Below are 22,149 nucleotides of genomic sequence, written 5' to 3'. Positions count from 1 at the left end.
CTTTATGCATATCGTTTGATGCATAAAGAGTCGATGTTATCCTTAAAACATGTAGTAAGACTGCGAGGTGTGTAAGGGTTTGCTTAGCTTTAATGATAAAAATTTCATTAGTACTTTTTTTAATGATGGTGGGTATGTTTTGAATTTTAGTAATTCAGAATTTGATGATTTTACGCTGAATTCTGTTGGAATACCACTCCAAACGCAATATAAGTTATCAAAAGGAAAATCCTTTGTTGAGTTTATAAATCAAGCTGACGATGGTGAAATTATAAAATTAGTTACTGATTTAATTGAATATATAGAATATCAAAACATTGAAGATTTACTTACGGTTGAAAAGAGAAATCTTTATCCGAAATTGAAAGCGCTTATGTCAAAGTTTTCAACTAATCAAACATTTAGCAGTACATTGGTTACTGATGTCAAAGAAAAGTTTAATGATGTCTATATAGCTAGTCAACTCAGCATAATGATGTCATTAGTTGAAGAATCACCTTCGGATGTGATAGGGAAATCTAAAGAACTATTAGAGTCCTGTTTCAAACACATTTTAGATGAATTTGACGAGGAATATTCTCCATCATCCACTGTAGTACAATTAAGAAAACAAGTGTTTTTAAAATTAAATCTAGATCCGAAAGAAAATGTCTCAGCTAAAAATAATAATGATGTTAAGAAAATACTAAGTAGTTTCATTCAGGTAGTTGATGGTTTAAATTCTCTTAGAAATGATAAAGGTGATGGGCATGGTAAAGGAAAGAATTATACAGAATTACCTGTGCGATACGCTAAATTAGCAATGAACGCATCATTAACTATCGTACACTTTACCTGGGACACGTATAAAATGCATATTGGTAAATATAAATAGAAAGGGAGTCTTGCGTATGGGGCTAGAACATTCATTTACTAATTATGTGAAAGAGAAATATTATAATGAGTTGTTTGAAGCCCTTCAGGACTTCATAACAGACCAAGTAGAAAATTTAGAACTACGCCTAAATGTTGTTGAAGAAATTGATGAAGTAAACTTATCAGATATAGAAATAAAACAAATTTACATAGAAGATTTACCTGGAACAAAAATCGATTTCGATATTTTATTAGAAGCTCACATTGAGGTTAGTGATATAAATAAACGGTTAGTTGATGAACAAGAAATATGTTATCAATGGTTTCACTATGAATGTACTATTAATTTGGATACCCATTTTAAAAATTTTGTAATTAAACACATCGATATATATAACCAGAGAAAAAATCGAAAAAAAATCAAAAATGGATTATCTGAATATTTTGTACCCATTATTTACAAGGAAGATTTAGATAATGTGGCAACTAATTTTTTAAAAGAACATTATCCAGAAGCTTTAATTACTCCAATCAAAATAGATCCAGAATTATTAGCAAGACAGATGGGTTTAACTGTTCATATGACTAGAATTTCAAAAGATAATAGTATCTTTGGGCAAATTTATTTTAAGGATACTGTAAGTACATTTTACGATGAAACGCATGATAAAACAATAGAGAAAAAGGTTGAAAAAGGTAGCATTTTTGTAGACCCTAATTGTTTTTTTCTTAGAAACTTAGGTTCATATAATAATACTATTGTTCATGAATGTGTTCACTGGCATTTACATAAAAAAGCATTTATGCTTAAAAATTTGTTTGATGAAGATATAACAAAAATTAATTGTAAGGTATCAGGTGGAGTTAAAGGTAATAAAAAGGAATATATTGATTGGATGGAATGGCAGGCTAATAGCTTAGCTCCTAAGATATTGATGCCACTGAATATGTTTAAACAAGAAGCATATTCTATAATTCAGGATTTAATGAAAGAAAAAGGCACCAATGATTTGTTAGTTATAATAGAAGAGACTATCGATAAATTAGCTGAGTTTTTTGGTGTTTCTCGATTGGCTGCGAAAATCAGAATGATTGATGTGGGTTATGAGGAAGCTATTGGTGCATTTAACTTCATCGATGGTAGGTATATACCTACACATAGTTTTAAAAAAGGAACATTAGAAAGAAATCAAACTTTTTCAATTGGAGCAGTCGATGCGGGAATATTATCATTCACTGATGCTGATTTTGCAAAGCTTACATCTAGCGGTCGCTATGTTTATATAGATTCGCATTTTGTATTAAACACTCCTAAATATGTTGAAAAAGATTTATTTGGTAATTTAACATTAACAAATTATGCAAGGCACAACATGAATGAATGTTGTTTGGTTTTTACAATTACAGTACGCTCGAGTGACAGAATAGGTGCAAATTATCATAGTGAATGTGTGCTGAATCGAGATGAGAACTCCCCATTTGAATTTGATATTAGTTTTCATCAAGGCTACGAAAATTCAACACCAGAAAAACAAGAATTATTTTTGGAAAAAGTTATCATGGAGAATATGGAAATGTACGGAAAGATGAGTAATGATTTTTGTGATTGCTTAGCTAAAGTTAAAGATTGGCGCGGGTTAACCTATAAAGAAATAGCAGCAAAAATCCCTATGGATGATCGTCAAGTACGAAGGATTTTCAATGGTGAATCTAATGGTAGCTTGGAAACTTTAGTGGCGATATGTATAGCTTTATACTTACCACCTGAAATTAGTTTTCACATTATAGATCAATCCGCACATCGATTATCAACAAGAGTAACTAGTCATCAATGGTATCGATATGTTTTAATGTATTTTCAAGGGAAATCAGTAGATGAAACAAGAGATTTTTTAAAAAAATATGATGTAACTTTATGAAAAAGCGGACATGCTCATGTCCGTTTTTGTTTTGTTGATTTTATGCGGGCTAATACTACTTCATTTTTATAAATGAAGTAGTATTAGCCTATTTTTTATGCTCAAAACGGGCATAACCATGTCCGACCGCAATGCAGAATTTCATTATACACTTTAGATAGATTAAAAAAATATCAAATGCCTGATTTGCAATAAGGGCAAAGGATACATATTGAAGTACGCAATCCATACCAGGATTGTAGTGTCTCAATATTAGTACCCTTACCTTGTTGCGCACTTTTTTAAGTAAAGGTCAGGTTACTAAAGGACAAGCTCTTCATTGTTTGCATCCTTTGCCCTCCGCAAATTGGCGGAGAGGATGCCAAACAATGACAAAAAAGTACAAAACAAGCCAAAAGAACAGAGAATCTTATATTTACTATTCAGGAGGTAAAAAGATAGCAACCATCGTACCAGGAGAAAATGGTGTAACAGAGGTTGATATTGAATATTTACATTCTGAAGATGATCAGGAAGTGGACGAAGGTCGCCGCTATGATTACCGAATTGCTTGTAATTTAGAATCTTATGTAGATGAAAACGGAGATTCAAAAGCTGAACATAACAAACATTTAGCAGATTGGGATGCAGATCCGTTTAATGAAATTTTGGAAATGGAGAACTATGAAGAGAAACAAAAGTTAATCGAACAATTGCATAAAGCAATGGATCAGTTAACAGATAAACAATTTAGAACGATACAAAAGAAGTTTTACGACCAAAAAACAAATGTTGAGATTGCTGCCGAAGAGGGTGTGACCGAAGCGGCTATCAGAAATCGTTTAAATAAAATATACAGAAGATTAGAAAAACTGATAAGAAAGGGCTCTTAATTGAGCCTTTTAAATTTTATTTTAAAAAAGGGGTTCGAAAGGGCATGATTTTTCGCTTACTAGTAAGGGACGAAATAAAACCCTTAGAAAGGAGTGTTTCCAGATGAGTCTAAAACACAAGGTAATCATCAATGTTAAAGATGAAAATGGTGAGAAAACAAGAGTAGTTGAAGGTAAACGTAAAACTGTACGTAGCCGAATGCTAGATTTATTGTTTGGTAAAAAAGTAAATCTGCTTGTTATCACACCTGGTGACTCAGTAGAAACAGTGGAAATAAAAGAAACTCGGAAAGGCGGTGAGGCTTAATATGAGCAGAACAAAATTACTTCTTGATGTAGTCACTGATTTGCAAAATTTAGCTGGCTCACTTCAGACGATTGCTGGAGTGTTGGCGAGTAATGAAGAATCACCACGAACGGAAGAAAAAGCACCAGTTAAAAAAGCGAAGCCGGAAAAGCAAAAAATATCACTTGAAGAAGTTCGTACACTACTTGCACAAAAGAGCCAAGCGGGTTTTACATCTGATATTAAAAAGTTACTTGAAAAATATGGTGCAACTAAGTTAAGCGAAATTGAAGAAAAAGACTATGAAGCATTGATGAAAGATGCGGAGGAATTGAAATGACGAAACATGCCATTTTATCTGCGTCAGGAGCACATCGATGGATGAATTGTACTCCATCGGCACGTCTTGAATTAGAGTTTGATGATTCTAGTGGTGAAGCGGCTAAGGAAGGAACAGCCGCTCATGAACTGGGGGAACATAAGCTTAGAGAAGCGTTAAAGATTCCAACGAAGAAACCAACATCCATTTATGATTCTGAAGAGATGGAACGTTATACCGATGAGTATGTCCAGTTTATCTTGGAAGAACTAGCGGCAGTAAAACAAATAACGAAAGATCCACTTCTTCTGATTGAACAGCGATTGGACTTTTCAAATTATGTACCAGAAGGGTTTGGAACAGGGGACTGTGTGATTGTTGCAGACGATGTAGCTCATGTTATTGATTTTAAATATGGACAAGGTGTTTTAGTTGAGGCGGAAAATAATCCGCAAATGATGCTTTATGCACTTGGGGCACTTAATCTATTTGATGCGATTTATGATATCAGTGCAGTAAAAATGACCATTTATCAACCGAGACGTGAAAACATCTCAACCTTTGAAATACCCAAAACGAATCTTATAGATTGGGCGGAAAATACACTTAAACCAAAAGCAGAATTAGCGTTCAAAGGTGATGGCGAATATAAGCCTGGTGATTGGTGTAGGTTTTGTAGGGCATCTGTGGAGTGCAGGGCAAGGGCGGAAGAAAATTTGAAGGTAGCAAAATTTGAGTTTAAAAAGCCACCCTTATTAACAGATGTTGAAATTGCTGAAATTTTACTTCATGTAAATGACCTTACTAAATGGGCAAATGAAATATTTGCTTATGCAACGAATGCCGCTGTTCAACAAGGAAAACAGTGGGCAGGTTTTAAAGTTGTAGAAGGTAGGTCTAATCGTAAATATGCAGATGAAGAAGCGGTAGCTGAAGCCGCAAAGAAGGCAGGCTATGAAGATATTTACAAGAAAAGCTTGTTAACGATAACCAACATGGAAAAGCTGATGGGTAAAAAGAAATTTAATGAAGTGCTTGGTGATTTTATTATTAAGCCAAGCGGAAAGCCGACACTTGTTCCGGTATCGGATAAGCGTCCAGAAATAAATATTTCAACAGCAAAAAATGAATTTATGGAGGAGAAATAATTATGTCGAAAACAGTAAAAAATCCAACAAAAGTAATTACAGGGGTAGTGCGTTTATCTTATGCCAACGTGTGGGAGCCAAAGTCAATCAATGGTGGAAAAGAAAAATATAGTGTGAGTGTGATTATTCCAAAAAGTGATACAAAAACATTAGAAGCGATTGAAAATGCAGTAGATGCTGCAATTGAAGAAGGTCGTGGAAAGTTTGGTGGAAAGATTCCAAACAAGCAGTCGTTAAAATTACCGCTTCGTGATGGAGATATTGACCGTTCAGATGATGAAGCTTATGCGGATAGTTTCTTTGTTAATGCAAACAGCATTACACCACCACAGATTGTAGATGCTGATATTAATCCAATTTTAGAGCGCTCAGAGGTTTATTCAGGAGTGTATGCTCGTGTAAGTATTAACTTTTATGCATTTAATTCAAATGGTAACCGAGGGATTGCCTGTGGCCTAGGTAACATTCAAAAGATTCGTGATGGGGAGCCATTAGGTGGTCGAACAGATGCATCGGTAGATTTTGCTACTGATGTGGATGATGACTTCTTATCATGAAAACATTAAATATTGATATTGAAACGTATAGTAGTGTGGACCTCGCTAAAAGCGGGGTCTATCGCTATGTGGAGGCAGATGATTTTGAAGTAATGCTATTTGCCTACAGTGTGGACGGTGGGCCTGTTCATGTTATCGATTTGGCAAATGGTGAGCCCATTCCAACTGAAATTGAACAGGCGATATTTAATGAAGATGTTACAAAATGGGCATTCAATGCTCAGTTCGAACGGATCTGTTTAAGTAGACATTTCAATAAACATCTTTCACCTGACGGCTGGCGCTGCACAATGGTGTGGTCTGCTTATTTAGGTTTACCACTTTCTTTAGAAGGTGCTGCGATGGTAACAGGAGCGGATAAGCAAAAAATGTCGGAAGGTAAAGATTTAATTCGGTTTTTCTCTATTCCTTGTAGACCAACAAAAACAAATGATGGTCGGACAAGGAATTTAAAAGAACATGATCCAAATCGATGGGACAATTTTAAAGCATATAACAAACGTGATGTAGAAACAGAAATTGCGATACAAGATAAACTATCTAAATTTCCAATGCCCGAAGCAGAGTGGGATAACTACCTCTTGGATCAGTTAATAAATGATAGGGGAATAAAGCTAGATTTGGAGTTAGTTGCTCAGGCTATTAAGTGTGATGACTTAATTCGCAGCGAGTTAATCAGTCGTATGAAGGAAATTACTAAGCTAGAAAACCCTAACTCTGTCAAACAAATGCGTGAGTGGTTACAAACAAAAGGTGTTGAAACAGATAGTTTAAATAAAGCAGCTGTAACGCATCTAATTGAAACCACTGAAGGTGAAATAAAAGAAGTGCTTCAACTGAGAAAACAACTCGCAAAATCAAGCGTGAAAAAATACGTAGCCATGGAAAATGTCGTTTGTCGTGATGGACGAGCGAGGGGATTGATTCAGTTTTACGGTGCAAATCGTACGGGGAGATTTGCAGGAAGATTAATTCAAGTTCAAAACCTACCACAAAACCATATATCTGATTTAGATGAAGCACGTGCTTTATTGAAACAAGGGAACTTTGAAGCCTTGCAAATTTTATATGATTCAGTTCCGAGTGTACTTTCTCAGCTTATAAGGACCGCATTTGTTCCTATTCAGAACAATCGCTTCATAATCGTTGACTTTAGTGCAATTGAAGCACGTGTGATTGCCTGGATTGCAGGTGAAAAATGGCGGAATGAAGTGTTTGCATCACACGGGAAAATCTATGAAGCATCGGCTGCGCAGATGTTTAAAGTTCCCTTGGATGAAATTTCAAAAGACAGTCCATTAAGACAAAAAGGAAAAATTGCAGAACTTGCGCTTGGTTATGGAGGTTCTGTTGGTGCGTTGAAATCAATGGGTGCTCTTAGTATGGGACTTGAAGAACATGAATTAAAACCACTTGTCGATGTGTGGCGGCAGTCAAATTCAAAAATAGTGAAATTTTGGTGGGATATTGATCGTGCAGCAAAAGAAACTGTGAGACAACGAAAAGCACATATGACCCATGGAATTAAGTTTGAATATCAAAGCGGAATGTTGCTGATTGGTTTACCTTCAGGTAGATGGCTTTCATATGTAAAGCCAAGAATAGGGATAAATAGTTTTGGAAATGAATCTGTTTCTTATGAAGGTATTGGATCAACAAAGAAATGGGAGCGAATATTTAGTTATGGTCCGAAGTTTGTCGAGAATATTGTCCAAGCAATATCAAGGGATTTATTATGTTTTGCTTTGCAACGTGTTCACAATGAAGGATTTCGTATTGTCATGCATGTGCATGATGAAATAGTGATTGAAGCACCAAACGATGTAACGGTCGAATATATCAGTGATTTAATGAGTCTATCTCCACCTTGGGCAGAAACGCTAGAATTACGTGCGGATGGGTTTGATACAAACTTCTATAAAAAAGATTAATTTAGAGGGGTTCGAATACCCCTTTTTCTTCGCATATAGGTGAGGGTAAATTTATTTACTCTACAACTATTTGTAGGAGGTTCATTTATATAATGAACAATATTAAAATTTTTAACTTCGAAGGAAATGAAGTAAGAACATCTTTTAAAGATGGTAACGTTTGGTGGGTTGCAAAAGATGTGTGCGATGTCTTAGGAATTAAAAATAATCGTGATGTTATCGCTCGATTAGATACAGATGAAAAGGGTGTAGATACTATCGACACCCTTGGCGGACAACAGGAAGTTTCCGTTATAAACGAGAGTGGGTTATACAATATTATATTACTCTCAAGAAAACCAGAAGCAAAAAAATTCAGAAGATGGGTTACACATGACGTCCTTCCGTCAATTCGAAAACATGGATTGTACGCAGTGGATGAAGTATTAGCTAATCCAGATATTTTGATTAAAGCGTTAGAAGAATTAAAAGCAGAGAGGTTAAAAAACAATCAATTATCAGAAACAGTGAAAGTCCAGGAACAGCAAATCGTTGAGATGAAACCCAAAGCAAGTTATTACGATGTTGTTTTAAATTGTAAGGATGCAGTTGCGATCTCGGTGATTGCAAAAGATTATGGAAAGTCTGCCCGTTGGTTAAATAAATATTTACACGAACAAGGTGTTCAATATAAACAAGGGAAGATTTGGTTGCTATATCAAAATCATGCGGAGTTTGGTTATACGACAACAAAAACTCACACATATAAAGATAGCAATGGGTATGATCGTTCAAAAGTTCATACGTACTGGACGCAAAAAGGTCGATTGTTTATTTATGACTTACTAAAAGCAAAAGGAATCTTACCTAAAATTGAAATGGACAGTTAAGCATTGGAGGTAATCAGTATGAAAATAGCTGTCGGAAATAGTCGAATGGACAGAAAGTGGAAGAACAAAGATGTAACGTGGGACGAGTTTATTAATCTTGTAAATCAGACAATCCGTACAACTGAAACGGTAGATGAATATAGGAAAATGAATCGTGCAAAACAAGATGCAACAAAGGATGTTGGCGGCTTTGTTGGTGGTGCTTTAAAGCAGGGGAAAAGAAGGAACGGACATGTTTTGTCTCGTTCACTTCTTACTCTAGATATGGACTACGCAGTACCTGGTATTTGGGATCAAATTGAACTTCTTTATGATTTTAAATGCTGCGTATATTCAACACATAAACACACTCCTGAAAAACCAAGGCTACGTTTAATTATTCCGTTTAAACGTGATGTTTCGGAAGATGAATATCCAGCGGTCGCAAGAATGGTCGCAAAAGAAATCGGTATTGATTATTTTGATGATACAACATATGAACCCTCAAGATTAATGTACTGGCCATCGACACCTTCAAACGGTGAGTTCTTTTTTGAACAAAAAGATGGTGAGTTATTAGATCCTGATTTGTATTTGTCGAAATATGACGATTGGCGAGATACGACAACATGGCCTGTTTCATCAAGACAATCCGAAGTTGTACAACGAAATATTAAAAAACAAGCTGATCCATTAGAGAAGGATGGCATTATTGGCGCTTTTTGTAGAGCTTATTCTATCGAAGAAGCTATTGATAGTTTTTTGTCGCATGTGTATGAACCAAGTTTGATGGAAGGAAGATTTGATTACATTCCAGCTGATTCGTCTGCGGGGGTCGTTGTATATAATGGAAAATTTGCTTATAGCCATCATGCAACAGATCCTGCTTCAGGAAACTTATTGAATGCATTTGACCTAGTTCGATTACATTTGTTTCAGGATTTGGACGATAAAGCTTCTTATTCAACCACAATAACAAAACTTCCATCCTTTAAGGCTATGACCGAGCTTGCTTTAAAGGATGAGCTAGTGAAAGTGCAGTTCGCAGAAGAACGTAAAGAACAAGCGGAAATTGAGTTTACAGAAGATGACTGGGAAGGACAACTTGAACTTGATAAAACAGGTGCAGTAAAAAATACACTTAGAAACCTTACTTTAATCTTGGAACATGATGAAAACCTTCAAGGTATTGTTTTTAATGAGCTATCAGACAACTTGGAGATTGTTAGTCCTGTTCCTTGGTCGCATCCATCTAAATATTGGCGGGATGCGGATGATGCTCAGTTGGTTAGTTATATCGATACGCACTATGGAACATTTTCAGCTAGAAATTATGATATTGCAATTGCGAAAGTAGCTGATGATAGGTCGTATCATCCGATTCGAGATTACCTTGATGAATTGCCTGAGTGGGATAAAGTGCCACGAATCGATACGTTATTAATTGATTATTTAGGAGCGGATGATAATCCATACGTTCGTGCTGTAACAAGGAAAACATTATGTGCGGCAATATCTAGAGTTCTCACACCTGGCATTAAATTTGATTCAATGCTCGTTTTAAATGGTCCGCAAGGAGTCGGTAAAAGTACGCTTATTGCAAGGCTTGGTGGTGAATGGTTTTCGGACAGCTTAAGTTTATCGGACACAAAAGATAAGACAGCTGCTGAGAAATTACAAGGTTACTGGATCATTGAAATCGGAGAACTTGCTGGACTTAAAAAAGCAGAAGTAGAAACACTGAGGAGTTTCCTTTCACGACAAAACGACATTTATCGAGCGAGTTTTGCAAAAAGAGTTACACCACATTTAAGGCAATGTGTATTCTTTGGAACAACTAATGCTGAAAAAGGTTATTTAAGGGATACGACAGGTAACAGACGATTTTGGCCTGTGAAAACTCCAGGCGATGGAGTAAAGAAATCGTGGGAAGTAACTGAAGAAGAAGTGCTGCAAATATGGGCAGAAACACTCGAATACGTGAAGCAGGGTGAAAAGCTGTACCTTGAACATGATATTGATCAGTTAGCAAAAGAAGAACAGCGAATGGCGATGGAATCGGACGAGCGAGAAGGGTTGGTTCGTGAATATTTAGAAACGCTACTTCCTGACGATTGGGACGATATGGACTTATTTGAACGTAGAGCATTTATCAATGGCACTGAATTTGGTGATAGTCCAAAACAAGGTGTTTGGAAACGGGAGCATGTTTCTAATATGGAGATTTGGTGTGAATGTTTCCAAAAGGAACGTTCCAATTTAAGACGGATAGATGGTAACGAAATATCAACCATTATGGCCAGCATTGGTGGCTGGACAGGTTTATCAAAGAAAAAGAGACTTCCCATTTACGGAACGCAGTGGGTGTATGAATTAAAAAAGTGACGTTCCAAAAAATCGAGTTTGGAACAAAAACATCACATTGGAACAGAATATTATGTTCCTGGAACAAAATAAAAGAAGTTCGTCACATAGTTAGGAACAGCAATCAACCTATGTCGTATAAGGGTTTGTAAAAAACATGTTCCAATGTTCCAAGAAAAATATGATATTAGGAAAATATAAGAATATAGGATGAAATCACGCAAATACGCATATACGCGCGTAAGAAAGTTTAAAAACGTTTGGAACAGGAGAGTTTGGAATGCGAGAAAAATCTATCGAGTTAAAATTAAGCGAAGCGGTCAAAAATATGAAGGGTTTATCTATTAAACTAACATCACCAGGTTTTGATGGATTGCCCGATCGGTTAGTGTTACTACCAAACGGGAAAATTGGCTTTATTGAAGTGAAAGCCCCAGGAAATAAACTCAGACCGCTTCAGCAGAAAAGAAAACAGCAGTTAGAATCACTAGGTTTTATAGTCTTTTGTCTAGATGATCCTGAAAGTATTGGAGGGATGTTGGATGAAATTCAAGCCACATAAATATCAGGAGTTTGCAACAAATTTTATTATAGAAAATCCTATAACGGCAATATTTCTTGAAATGGGTCTCGGTAAAAGTGTGATTACACTGACTGCTATTTATGAATTGATGTTAGAACGATTTGAAGTTGATAGGGTTTTAGTAATCGCACCACTCAGGGTTGCTAGAAATACGTGGCCAGAAGAAATTGAAAAATGGAGTCACTTGAAAGGATTAACTTATGCAGTTGCTGTTGGAACAGAAAAAGAGCGCTTAGAAGCATTATATTCAGACGCGCACATTTATATCATTAACCGAGAAAATGTAGAATGGTTGATTGCTAGAAGCGGTATCGATTTTAATTTTGATATGGTTGTTATTGATGAATTATCATCGTTTAAATCTCATCAATCAAAACGCTTTAAAAGTTTAATGAAAGTGAGACCTAACATTAAAAGAATAGTTGGTTTAACAGGAACACCTTCATCGAATGGCTTAATGGACTTATGGGCGGAGTACCGATTACTTGATATGGGTGAAAGATTAGGGAAGTTCATCGGACGTTTCAGAGAATCATACTTCGATCCTGACAAAAGAAATCAACATATGATTTTCTCATATAAACCAAAACCAGGGGCAGAAGAAGCGATATATGAAAAAATAAGCGATATCACTATCAGTATGAAAGGGACGGACTATTTAAAACTACCCGATTTAGTCATGAATGAAATGCCTGTTTCGTTAAATCAGAAAGAAAAAGAAACGCTTGATGTCATGAAACGTGATTTGATTACAACGATAAAAGGTGAGGACATAACCGCTTCAAATGCAGCGGCTTTATCAAATAAACTTCTTCAAATGGCAAATGGTGCAGTTTACGATGATAACGGTTCTGTCACTCAAATACATGATCGAAAACTCGAAAAGTTAGAAGATATCATTGAAGCGGCAAACGGTAAACCTGTATTAATTGCTTATTGGTTTAAACACGACCTGCTCCGCATACAAAACCGATTTAAGGTAGAAGTTTTAACAAGTAGTGATTCCATTAAAAAATGGAACGAGGGAAAGATTCAAATTGCAGCCATTCATCCCGCATCCGCAGGACATGGTTTAAATTTACAAGCGGGTGGTTCAACACTCGTATGGTTTGGACTAACTTGGAGCTTGGAGTTATACCAACAAACAAATGCAAGGCTGTACAGGCAAGGACAAACAGACACAGTGATTATCCATCATTTAATCGCTAAAGAAACAATGGACGAGCGTGTGATGGATGCTTTAAATAAAAAGAATAATACTCAGTCAGCACTCATTGATGCGGTGAAAGCAACGTTAAAAGGGGGAATTCCTGTATGAATATTGTATGGCACTACCTAGATAAACGAGCAGCAACGATTGATGTGATAAAAGATTATAATAGTATGAAACACATTATAGATAATACCGATGACGACATTGCAATCCTTCATGACGGAATGTTGTCCCCAAGTGCACCAGTGAATGATGGCATGCCTTCCGTACACAATCCTAAAGCCAATGAAAGTCGGATTGTCTTTAGCATAGATAAAATTGATGTGCTGAAAGAAAGATTAAGACAGGCCATCGAATATATGAATTGGTTCCAGCCTGCTTGGGATGAGTTAACTGAAGATGAACAGTTTGTTCTGTATGAATTTTATATGGTGGAAGACCAAAGACGAACCGAAGCTGTGCATACAATTTGTGATTACTTTAAGATTGAGAGGTCATCTGCCTACAACAAAAAGAATAGAGCGTTGGATAGGTTGACACTACTGCTTTATGGCAAGTGAGTAAAATCTTGGATGCATTTAGATATTACGCAGGTTATAGTGGTAGTATGGAAAAAGTATCAAAGTGAATCAAAATACTCTTTGAATTTTCAAGTGAGTAATATTGCGGACGCTTTTTGACTTTGAGCATGTTATGGTATTAATATAGACGAAATATCGCAAGCCTTCGTGGGAGAAATCCTACGGGGGCTTTTTTGTTTGGAGGTGAAAGTTATGCCGAGAAAACCAAAGCGACCTTGTTCACAGCCAGGATGTCCTGAGTTAACGCATGAACGCTTTTGTGATGAACACCGGAAGGCTGAGGCAAGAAGATATGAAAGGTATCAACGTGATCCAAACACCGCAAAGCGATACGGACGTGCCTGGAAAAGGATACGTGACCGTTATGTTGCAAAGAACCCGCTCTGCGAGGAGTGTAAGCGAAACGGGAAGCTAACTCCAGTGCAAGAAGTACATCACATCCTACCGCTGTCACGTGGTGGAACGCATGACGAAAGCAATCTGATGTCTGTTTGCACACCCTGTCACTCATCGATTACCGCACGAGATGGCGATCGTTGGCGAAGGAGTAGGGGGTAATCAATCTCTACAGCTTATCATGTGGACAACGGGCGGGGAACGTCACGCAAAAAGTCGCGATTTCAAAGAGGGTATATAGGGGGCGAGCAGAAATGAGGTGTTGAAATGGCCAAGGATGGAACAAATAGGGGCGGTGCTCGGGTTGGTTCTGGACGTAAAAGAAAGCCATTATACGAAAAATTAGAAGATGGAAATCCAGGTAGACGAAAATTAGAAGTGCTCGAATTTACACATGCACCTGACCTTCAAGGACAAGAAATGCCACCGCCAAGAGAGATGCTATCTGCCACTGAAAAGGACGGTTCAACTCTTGAAGCGGCAGAAATTTATGAAGAAACGTGGAATTGGTTAAATGAAAGGGACTGTGCTCATTTAATCATGCCGCAACTTTTAGAAAGGTATGCTATGAGTGCAGCAAGATGGATGCAGTGCGAGGCAGCTGTGACAGAGTTTGGCTTTTTAGCAAAACATCCAACAACGGGAAATGCTATGCAAAGCCCGTATGTTGCTATGAGTCAAAACTTCATGACACAAACCAATCGACTCTGGTTAGAAATTTATCAAATTATAAGAGAAAACAGTGCAACAGAATTCATTGGTGCGAATCCACAAGATGATATGATGGAGCGTTTATTAACGATGCGTAAAGGCAAATAACTGAAACGAGGTAATGTGATGACGATTAAATATTTAACAGCTGAAAGTGTATGTGCGGGTCATCCGGATAAACTTTGTGATTTAATATCAGATAGTATTTTGGATGCTTGTTTAACAAAAGACAAAGCTTCACGTATGGCATGTGAGGTGCTTGCGACAAAAGGAAGAATCATCGTGGCGGGCGAAATCTCCTGTAGCGAAAAACTTAATCTTAAAGATGTTGTAAAAAGTGTATTAGTTGATGTGGGTTACAAACCTACAGATTTTAAAATATCTGTATATGTACAGAAACAAAGTACAGATATTGCACAAGCGGTAGATACAGCACTTGAAGCTCGTCAGAGAATCAAAGAGCCTTACGGAACAATTGGCGCAGGTGACCAAGGAACAATGTATGGTTATGCGACAAATGAAACAAAGGAAATGCTGCCATTACCATTAGTGCTTTCACATAAAATTGTAAAACGATTAGATGAAGTCCGCAAAGGAAAAATTATTAAAGGATATTTTCCAGATGGGAAAGCCCAGGTCACAATTGAATATAGAAATAATCAACCAATCAGAGTTAAAACAATTGTTGTATCTGTTCAACATCTTGCTTATAAAAGACAAACAGAAATTGAAAGAGATATTATTGAAAATGTCTTATGGCAGGTTTTTGAAGACTTCCCGTTTGATGAAAATACAGATATTTTAATCAATCCATCAGGGCGATTTGTTGTTGGAGGACCAACAGCTGATACAGGATTAACTGGAAGAAAACTGATGGTTGACACTTACGGAGGTTTTACAGCGCATGGTGGCGGGGCATTTTCAGGAAAGGATCCTACCAAAGTTGATAGAAGTGGTGCTTATATGGCAAGGCATATTGCCAAGCACATCGTGTGGTGCGATTACGCAGAGAAATGTGAGGTAAGTATTTCATATGCTATCGGAAAGGCGAATCCTGTCGCATTTTCAATAAATACATTTGGGACGGGAAAAGTTTCTGATTCAATACTTGAACAAGCAGCTCTAGCAGTATTTAACTTAAAACCAGCAGCGATTATTGAATACTTACAGTTGCGAGATGTTCAGTATGCCGATACAGCAGTTTATGGCCATTTCGATAGTTGGTTATTCCCATGGGAAGACGTGAAAAGGTATAAAGAATTTAATCAGGCGGTGAGTAAATATGATAATAGAGAAGATTGAAGTTAAAAAGCTTATTCCCGCTGATTATAATCCGAGAAAAGATTTACAACCAGGCGATAGCGAATATGAAAAAATAAAACGTTCACTCGAGGAGTTTGGATATGTTGATCCAGTCATTTGGAACAAGACAACTGGCAGAGTAGTTGGTGGGCATCAACGGTTGAAAGTTTTGGCAAGTATGGGAAGAACTGAAGTCGAGTGTGTCGTGGTTGAATTAAATGAAGAAAAAGAGAAAGCATTAAACGTTGCTTTAAATAAAATTAGCGGTGATTGGGATAAAGAAAAATTAGCTGTACTTATGACAGATTTAGATGCAGCAGACTTTGATGTTTCACTCACAGGTTTTGACGCTGCTGAAATTGATGATTTGTTTAAAGATACACTTCGAGATCGAGTAGAAGATGATGACTTTGATGTCGAAGAAGAACTTCAAAATCCACCAATAACGATGCAAGGTGATGTGTGGCTTTTAGGTAGACATCGACTCGTATGCGGGGACAGTACGAAAAAAGAAACTTTTGAAAAGTTAATGGAGGATAAAAAAGCAAACTTGGTTGTCACTGATCCACCTTATAATGTTGATTATGAAGGCAGTGCGGGGAAAATTAAAAACGACAATATGAATAATGATACATTTTACCAGTTTTTATTGGATGCTTTTAAGAACACAGAAGATGCGCTTGCGAAAGATGGCAGCATTTATGTGTTTCATGCGGATACAGAAGGTCTTAATTTCCGCAGAGCATTTGAAGAAGCTGGTTTTTATTTATCTGGAACTTGTATATGGAAGAAACAATCACTTGTACTTGGCCGTTCACCTTATCAGTGGAAACACGAACCGATATTATTTGGCTGGAAAAAGAATGGTAGACACCGCTGGTATTCAGATAGAAAGCAATCGACTATTTGGGAGTTTGATAAACCTAAACGAAATGCCGACCATCCAACGATGAAACCAATTGCCTTAATTGCCTATCCAATTATGAATTCAAGTTTAACAAACAGTATTGTACTCGATCCATTTGGTGGTTCTGGTTCGACTTTAATTGCATCGGAACAAACCGACCGAATATGTTATATGATTGAATTAGATGAAAAGTTTTGTGATGTGATTGCGAAAAGATACATTGAACAAGTTGGAACAGATGAAGGTGTGTATGTTATTCGAAATAATAAAAAGATTGCTTATAGCGAACTTGAGGTGAGTGAAAGTGCGTAAACTTACTTTAGGTTCGCTTTTTGATGGTTCTGGAGGATTTCCACTTGCAGGTATCATTTGCGGAATTGAACCAAAGTGGGCATCTGAAGTTGAACCATTTCCAATTCGTGTTACATCAAAACGAATTCCTCAAATGAAACATTTAGGGGACATTAGTTCAATCAACGGTGCAGAGGTTGAACCAGTTAATATTATCACTTTTGGTTCACCATGTACTGATCTATCAATTGCAGGAAAACGTGCAGGACTAGACGGAAGTCAGTCCTCTTTATTTTATGAAGCGATGCGAATTATAAAGGAAATGAGGTGTAAAACAAATGGTGAATATCCAAGATATGCAGTGTGGGAAAATGTCTGTGGAGCCTTCTCCTCAAATAAAGGAGAAGACTTCAAAAGTGTCATCGAGAAATTCTGTAAGGTCAAGGCCGAGAAAGTTGATATCCCTAAACCAGATAAATGGGAAAATGCAGGAGAAGTGTTGGGAGATAACTACTCAATTGCCTGGCGAGTCCTTGATGCGCAATATTGGGGAGTACCCCAGCGAAGAAAACGAATCTTTCTTGTCGCAGATTTTAATGGAAGAAGTGCATCCAAAATATTATTTGAGTCAGAGAGCTTGCGAGGGTATTTTACGCAGAGCAAAACAGCGGAGCAAGGAACTACCGGAGATACTTCAAAAAGTGCTAAAGAAACAAGCAATATCTGCTTAAATGACCAAGGTGGTAGCCGAATGGATGTAACCAAAGGGGTAACAGCAACTTTACGAGCAAAATCAAATCATCCTCCACTTGTATTCGATAACCATGGAAGGGATGCAAGAATTAAAGGACCGGTTGATGTTGCCCAGACCGTTGTGTCTTTATATGGAACTGGTGGAAACAATCAGCCATTTGTTTTAGAGAAACCGAGAACCTTTGATATTCGTTTGACATCTGAAGGAACGGTTAACGTTCGAGCAAATATTTATGAAAGTGATGTGTCAAGAACAATAGATACATCTGGTAACTCACCAAACAGTAATCAAGGCGGAATTGCAATTGTGAGTAGTAAAGATGAATTAAGAAAAGGAAAACAATCAACCTATTCATCTAGTAAAAACTCACATTTTACAAGTGCCGAAAAAGAACTCGCTAGTACGCTTGTTGCTACTGATTATAAGGATCCCCCACTTGTAAATGTTGAAGATTTAATTGTGAGGAGGCTCACCCCTACTGAATGTGGTAGATTGCAAGGTTTCCCAGATGGATGGTGCGATAACTTAAGTGAAGACAACCCATCGGATGAAGAGATTAACTTTTGGGAGAAAGTGTGGGAAACGCACCGACAATTGATTAGTAAAAATAAGCGACCTAAAACTCGAAAGCAAATCGTCAAATGGTTAAGCCAGCCACATTCTGATACTGCTGAATATAAAATGTGGGGAAATGGAGTCGCACTTCCTTGTGTTATATATGTTTTAACTGGAATTGCCATACAATTAAATAAAGATTAGGAAGTCAGATGGAATCTGTTCAAAACACTTGATATAAACACCTTTTAGAGTGATATATGTATGTACCAAAATTGAAAGGTGGAATAAAAAATGATTGTAAAATTTAATGTGAAGGGAAAAGAACGGAAAAAGTTAGTGGAAGCAATCAGCGAACATTTGAATATTCCTTTTGAGTATAAAGGAACACCAAGCTTTGCTTACGAGATTGGAGAGTATGTAGTTGATAGGGTTGGAACTTTGGAAGGCCCGACTAATGAAGAGTTAATCCATACATTAGAAAGTAAATATAACTTTGGAGCGGATCGGGATGAGTCAAAGGAAACGTTCATACTTTCCATTGAATATCCCCGAGACCCCTTCGATGAGCAAACAATAGAGAATTTAGAAAAACTGATTCAGAGTAAAACCACATTAATTAAACTGGCACTAGCTATTGAAACAACTAAAATTGCACTAGAAGACGACCGTATCATATTCCCTTGGTTTGAAAGAAAATTGACACCAGAGGAATTAGAAACATACACAAAGTTTATTGTCGCATTATGCGAAACAGCTCTAAAGCAAAAACGAGTGACGGCAGTTGAAAAACAAGTCGAAAACGAAAAATATGCATTTCGATGTTTCCTGTTAAAGCTAAATTTTATAGGCGATGAATATAAATCCGACAGAAAGCTCTTGATGTCAAAACTGTCAGGTGATTCTTCATTTAAAAGAACGAAAAAAATGGTGGAAGCTTCATGAACAATATAACGAAAGAATCGCTGACCAAGTTAAAAAAACAATATCAGCCTGGAACAAGAGTACGTTTGATTGAAATGGATGATCCATATTCAAATCTTATCCCAGGTGATGAAGGAACTGTTTCTTATGTCGATGATATAGGAACAATACACATAAAATGGGATAAAGGAAGTTCACTCGGAATTGTATTTGGAGTTGATAAGTGTCTAATCATCGAACAATAAAAATACATTCAAATAACTGTAGATAACACTTGATATATAAGGCTTTTAGAGTGATATATGTATGTAACAAAAACACACATACACTCTAAAAGGGGATGATGAAATGTTAAACGCAAAGTTTGGAATTGAAATTGAATTCACAGGAATCACAAGAGAAAAAGCAGCGAAGGTAGCAGCAAAGTTTCTTGAGGGGAAATACATCGAAGGTGGAACATACTACGATGTAAAGAAAGTGAAAGTTCCAGACGGACGGATATGGGAATTTGTTTATGATGGAAGTATTCGGACGCAAGTTAGTCGAAACGGTAGAAGGGTTAATGCAAACAGAGATTATAGCGTTGAGATTGTAAGCCCAATTCTAACCTACCGAAAAGACATTGACACTTTACAGGAGCTTGTTCGAAGGATACGGAAAGCGGGAGCCTTTACCAATTCATCTTGTGGAATTCACATTCACTTAGATGGGAGCCCACATACACCAAGGAGCATACGAAACTTTGTAAACATCATCGCAAGTAGGAACGATTTGTTTTACAAGGCACTAGAAATCAAGAATGAGAGAATGCGTTATTGCAAACGGATGGATGACATTTTAGTAGAAAAGATGAATCGGAAAAAGCCAAAGACAATGCGGGAAATTGAAGACATTTGGTATGAAGGATACAGCGAAAGCAGAAGTAGACACTATCATAATAGCCGATACCATTTCTTAAATCTACATAGCTTTTTTAGAAGAAACCGAACGGTTGAGTTACGAGGCTTTAACAGTGTCCTTCACGCAGGGAAAATAAGAAGCTTCATAGTTTTATCCCTAGCAATCAACAATCAAGCATTAACACAGAAAAGCGCTTCATCGAAAAAACCGCAAGTTGAAAATGAAAAATTTGCCATGCGAACATACCTCAATCGAATCGGATTGATTGGAGAAGAGTTCGCAAACTGTAGGGCACACTTAACCAAGCCTTTGTCAGGCTCAGCAGCGTGGAGGTTCCGGGTTGGATAAGCTACCCGGAATCATTCAAAAATAAATTGTGAAAGGATTGACATGATGGGTAAATTATATATTGCTTACGGATCAAATTTAAATCTAGAACAAATGGCAAATAGATGTCCGACTGCAAAAGTAGTAGGACCAAGTGAAATAAAGGGGCACAAACTCGTTTTTAGGGGGCCACACGCGCATGCAGTTGCAACGGTTGAACCATGCAAGGGAGAAAGCGTTCCGGTCCTTGTGTGGCAGATTACCTCTAGTGACGAAAAGGCACTTGATCGTTATGAAGGATGGCCACATCTGTATAGAAAAGAAATGATGAAAGTTAAAGTAGATAAAAAGACAGTAAATGCGATGGTCTATATTATGAATGAAGGCAGACCACTTGAGCAGCCGAGTTGTTACTATTACTCAACCATTTTAGAAGGTTATCAAAGCGCAGGATTTGATGTCGAATATTTACGTAGAGCAGTTGAGAATTCATATAAAAAAGACGGTGTTACTTTAGAAAACGAATCTAATGGAGGGAAATTAGTGTAGTCCGAATAATATGATAATATATAAGCAAAGTTGAACACACTAGGTGAATGGAAAATACCAAAAAAGGACTGCCTAGATGGCAATCCTTTTTATTAAATGCTAAGGAATTTGTCACTTAGTTATTAAACAATTTATAGCTATTAAATACTGATAAAAATTGTTCGAAGTTAATGTTCCTTAAATCCTTTATTTTTGCATAACTTAAGGCTTTATTAAACTGGTTTTTAGTAAATAGTTCTCTGTATTCTTGGTTAACCCATTTCATAACAAAATTATTATATATTTTTTTATCTTTGTGTGATATTTTTGATGGGTGTCTTTTTAACATAATTAAAGAACTATTAATTTTAGGTTTTGGATGAAAGTATTCTTTAGGGATTTTACTTAATATGGATATATCTACTTCAGTCATTAAAAGTAACGCTAGAGAACGATTTGTATTGAGTAGCCTTTTAGCAAATCCTTCCTCGACTATTAAGTAACTAACTGTTGCATTACTTTCAAAGACAATTTTTCGTACTATATCCGTACTTATATAATAAGGTATATTACCATAGATTTTATATGTTCTGTTGTTTGGGAACTTGAACTGTAATATATCCTTATTTATAATTCGAAAATTATCGTAATTTGTAACTTTATTTTGTGTTTGAATACATAAATTTGAATCTATCTCGATAGCTGTTACATAATTACATTTTTGAACCAGTTCTAGTGTGAAATGGCCTTTTCCTGAACCAATTTCAAAAACATTATCATCGCTATTTAATTCTAAATTACTCATAATTTTATTTATATGTCGTTTCGAGGTAATAAAGTTTTGACTAAATTTTATCTCTTTTTTGTTCATTATAACCCACTCCAATGTGGTTATAATGAATTTTCTATATTAACAATTCATTATAACCAATTATTTTTCTATATTAACAATTCATTATAACCAATTATTTTTCATTTGGTTGATAATGAACTGTATTTATTACAAAAATGCTAAAAATACCCAAGTGCTAATTCTCCTTCCGTTTTAAGTGTTAAAACTTAGACGAAAATGGAGAAG

General features: G+C 36.5%; 24 protein-coding genes. 22 read left to right on the top strand and 2 right to left on the bottom strand.

All coding sequences use genetic code 11. The features are described from left to right. Nucleotides 1-79 precede the first annotated feature (79 nt). From GJS40_RS10285 to GJS40_RS10180, 22 genes are all read left to right on the top strand, one after another. Entirely contained in the window at nucleotides 80-874 is a 795-nt protein-coding gene (locus GJS40_RS10285; protein ID WP_205178058.1) for an abortive infection family protein, read from the top strand. A 16-nt stretch (nucleotides 875-890) separates the two neighbouring features. Then, nucleotides 891-2,774 carry a helix-turn-helix domain-containing protein gene (locus GJS40_RS10280; RefSeq protein ID WP_213088937.1) on the top strand — a complete coding sequence of 628 codons (1,884 nt, stop codon included), beginning with the start codon at nucleotides 891-893 and terminating at the stop codon, nucleotides 2,772-2,774. 368 nt (nucleotides 2,775-3,142) lie between these two features. Beyond that, entirely contained in the window at nucleotides 3,143-3,646 is a 504-nt protein-coding gene (locus GJS40_RS10275; RefSeq protein WP_205178056.1) for a sigma-70 family RNA polymerase sigma factor, read from the top strand. A gap of 103 nt (nucleotides 3,647-3,749) precedes the next feature. After that, the gene (locus GJS40_RS10270; protein WP_008357760.1) at nucleotides 3,750-3,953 is read left to right on the top strand and encodes a hypothetical protein; all 204 of its coding nucleotides are present in this window, start codon (nucleotides 3,750-3,752) and stop codon (nucleotides 3,951-3,953) included. 1 nt (nucleotide 3,954) lies between these two features. Next, entirely contained in the window at nucleotides 3,955-4,272 is a 318-nt protein-coding gene (locus GJS40_RS10265) for a hypothetical protein (RefSeq protein WP_008357763.1), read from the top strand. Beyond that, the gene (locus tag GJS40_RS10260; protein ID WP_270897774.1) at nucleotides 4,269-5,399 is read left to right on the top strand and encodes a DUF2800 domain-containing protein; all 1,131 of its coding nucleotides are present in this window, start codon (nucleotides 4,269-4,271) and stop codon (nucleotides 5,397-5,399) included. The genes GJS40_RS10265 and GJS40_RS10260 overlap by 4 nt, the downstream gene beginning before the upstream one ends. Before the next feature lie 2 nt (nucleotides 5,400-5,401). Continuing rightward, nucleotides 5,402-5,956: a DUF2815 family protein gene (locus GJS40_RS10255; protein WP_008357767.1), complete on the top strand. Its 555-nt coding sequence runs from the start codon at nucleotides 5,402-5,404 to the stop codon at nucleotides 5,954-5,956. Then, nucleotides 5,953-7,887 carry a DNA polymerase gene (locus GJS40_RS10250; RefSeq protein ID WP_270897773.1) on the top strand — a complete coding sequence of 645 codons (1,935 nt, stop codon included), beginning with the start codon at nucleotides 5,953-5,955 and terminating at the stop codon, nucleotides 7,885-7,887. Before GJS40_RS10255 ends, GJS40_RS10250 begins: the two co-directional genes overlap by 4 nt. 92 nt (nucleotides 7,888-7,979) lie before the next feature. Then, the gene (locus GJS40_RS10245) at nucleotides 7,980-8,756 is read left to right on the top strand and encodes a phage antirepressor (RefSeq protein WP_270897772.1); all 777 of its coding nucleotides are present in this window, start codon (nucleotides 7,980-7,982) and stop codon (nucleotides 8,754-8,756) included. A gap of 18 nt (nucleotides 8,757-8,774) precedes the next feature. After that, on the top strand, nucleotides 8,775-11,120 hold the full coding sequence (locus GJS40_RS10240; protein WP_270897771.1) for a virulence-associated E family protein: 2,346 nt from the start codon (nucleotides 8,775-8,777) through the stop codon (nucleotides 11,118-11,120). A gap of 259 nt (nucleotides 11,121-11,379) precedes the next feature. Next, a complete protein-coding gene (locus GJS40_RS10235; RefSeq protein WP_270897770.1) occupies nucleotides 11,380-11,661 on the top strand; it encodes a VRR-NUC domain-containing protein in 282 nt (93 codons plus the stop codon). After that, a complete protein-coding gene (locus GJS40_RS10230) occupies nucleotides 11,642-13,000 on the top strand; it encodes a DEAD/DEAH box helicase (protein ID WP_270897769.1) in 1,359 nt (452 codons plus the stop codon). Before GJS40_RS10235 ends, GJS40_RS10230 begins: the two co-directional genes overlap by 20 nt. Beyond that, nucleotides 12,997-13,455, top strand: coding sequence for a hypothetical protein (locus tag GJS40_RS10225; RefSeq protein ID WP_270897768.1), 459 nt, complete (start codon nucleotides 12,997-12,999; stop codon nucleotides 13,453-13,455). The genes GJS40_RS10230 and GJS40_RS10225 overlap by 4 nt, the downstream gene beginning before the upstream one ends. Before the next feature lie 213 nt (nucleotides 13,456-13,668). Continuing rightward, nucleotides 13,669-14,034, top strand: coding sequence for an HNH endonuclease (locus GJS40_RS10220; protein ID WP_270897767.1), 366 nt, complete (start codon nucleotides 13,669-13,671; stop codon nucleotides 14,032-14,034). Nucleotides 14,035-14,139: 105 nt separating this feature from the next. After that, nucleotides 14,140-14,691: a P27 family phage terminase small subunit gene (locus GJS40_RS10215; RefSeq protein WP_061114380.1), complete on the top strand. Its 552-nt coding sequence runs from the start codon at nucleotides 14,140-14,142 to the stop codon at nucleotides 14,689-14,691. Nucleotides 14,692-14,709: 18 nt separating this feature from the next. Then, nucleotides 14,710-15,885 (top strand): methionine adenosyltransferase, encoded by a 1,176-nt coding sequence (gene metK, locus GJS40_RS10210; RefSeq protein WP_270897766.1) that lies wholly within the window; start codon nucleotides 14,710-14,712, stop codon nucleotides 15,883-15,885. Beyond that, nucleotides 15,866-17,104, top strand: a complete 1,239-nt coding sequence (locus GJS40_RS10205; protein WP_270897765.1) for a site-specific DNA-methyltransferase — start codon at nucleotides 15,866-15,868, stop codon at nucleotides 17,102-17,104. Before metK ends, GJS40_RS10205 begins: the two co-directional genes overlap by 20 nt. Then, the gene (locus GJS40_RS10200; RefSeq protein WP_205178029.1) at nucleotides 17,097-18,596 is read left to right on the top strand and encodes a DNA cytosine methyltransferase; all 1,500 of its coding nucleotides are present in this window, start codon (nucleotides 17,097-17,099) and stop codon (nucleotides 18,594-18,596) included. The genes GJS40_RS10205 and GJS40_RS10200 overlap by 8 nt, the downstream gene beginning before the upstream one ends. A gap of 90 nt (nucleotides 18,597-18,686) precedes the next feature. Then, a complete protein-coding gene (locus GJS40_RS10195) occupies nucleotides 18,687-19,337 on the top strand; it encodes a virulence protein (protein WP_205178027.1) in 651 nt (216 codons plus the stop codon). Next, nucleotides 19,334-19,561, top strand: a complete 228-nt coding sequence (locus GJS40_RS10190) for a DUF4314 domain-containing protein (protein ID WP_078756217.1) — start codon at nucleotides 19,334-19,336, stop codon at nucleotides 19,559-19,561. Before GJS40_RS10195 ends, GJS40_RS10190 begins: the two co-directional genes overlap by 4 nt. A gap of 103 nt (nucleotides 19,562-19,664) precedes the next feature. Beyond that, the gene (locus GJS40_RS10185; RefSeq protein WP_205178025.1) at nucleotides 19,665-20,564 is read left to right on the top strand and encodes an amidoligase family protein; all 900 of its coding nucleotides are present in this window, start codon (nucleotides 19,665-19,667) and stop codon (nucleotides 20,562-20,564) included. A 45-nt stretch (nucleotides 20,565-20,609) separates the two neighbouring features. Beyond that, nucleotides 20,610-21,092, top strand: a complete 483-nt coding sequence (locus GJS40_RS10180) for a gamma-glutamylcyclotransferase family protein (RefSeq protein ID WP_234982939.1) — start codon at nucleotides 20,610-20,612, stop codon at nucleotides 21,090-21,092. A 115-nt stretch (nucleotides 21,093-21,207) separates the two neighbouring features. Here the strand turns inward: GJS40_RS10180 and erm are convergent, their stop codons facing one another. Together erm and ermCL are read right to left on the bottom strand one after the other, a co-directional pair. Beyond that, complete coding sequence (erm, locus tag GJS40_RS10175; RefSeq protein WP_070458552.1) at nucleotides 21,208-21,942, bottom strand: 23S ribosomal RNA methyltransferase Erm; 735 nt, start codon at nucleotides 21,940-21,942, stop codon at nucleotides 21,208-21,210. A gap of 94 nt (nucleotides 21,943-22,036) precedes the next feature. Then, nucleotides 22,037-22,096 carry a 23S rRNA methylase leader peptide ErmCL gene (gene ermCL / locus GJS40_RS10170; RefSeq protein WP_123317386.1) on the bottom strand — a complete coding sequence of 20 codons (60 nt, stop codon included), beginning with the start codon at nucleotides 22,094-22,096 and terminating at the stop codon, nucleotides 22,037-22,039. Nucleotides 22,097-22,149 lie beyond the last annotated feature (53 nt).

The sequence above is a fragment of the Aliibacillus thermotolerans genome (genome assembly GCF_027853235.1).
GTDB lineage: Bacteria > Bacillota > Bacilli > Bacillales > Marinococcaceae > Aliibacillus > Aliibacillus thermotolerans.
Note: the sequence above shows the minus strand (reverse complement) of the source record. Positions and strands in the feature narration are given on the sequence as shown.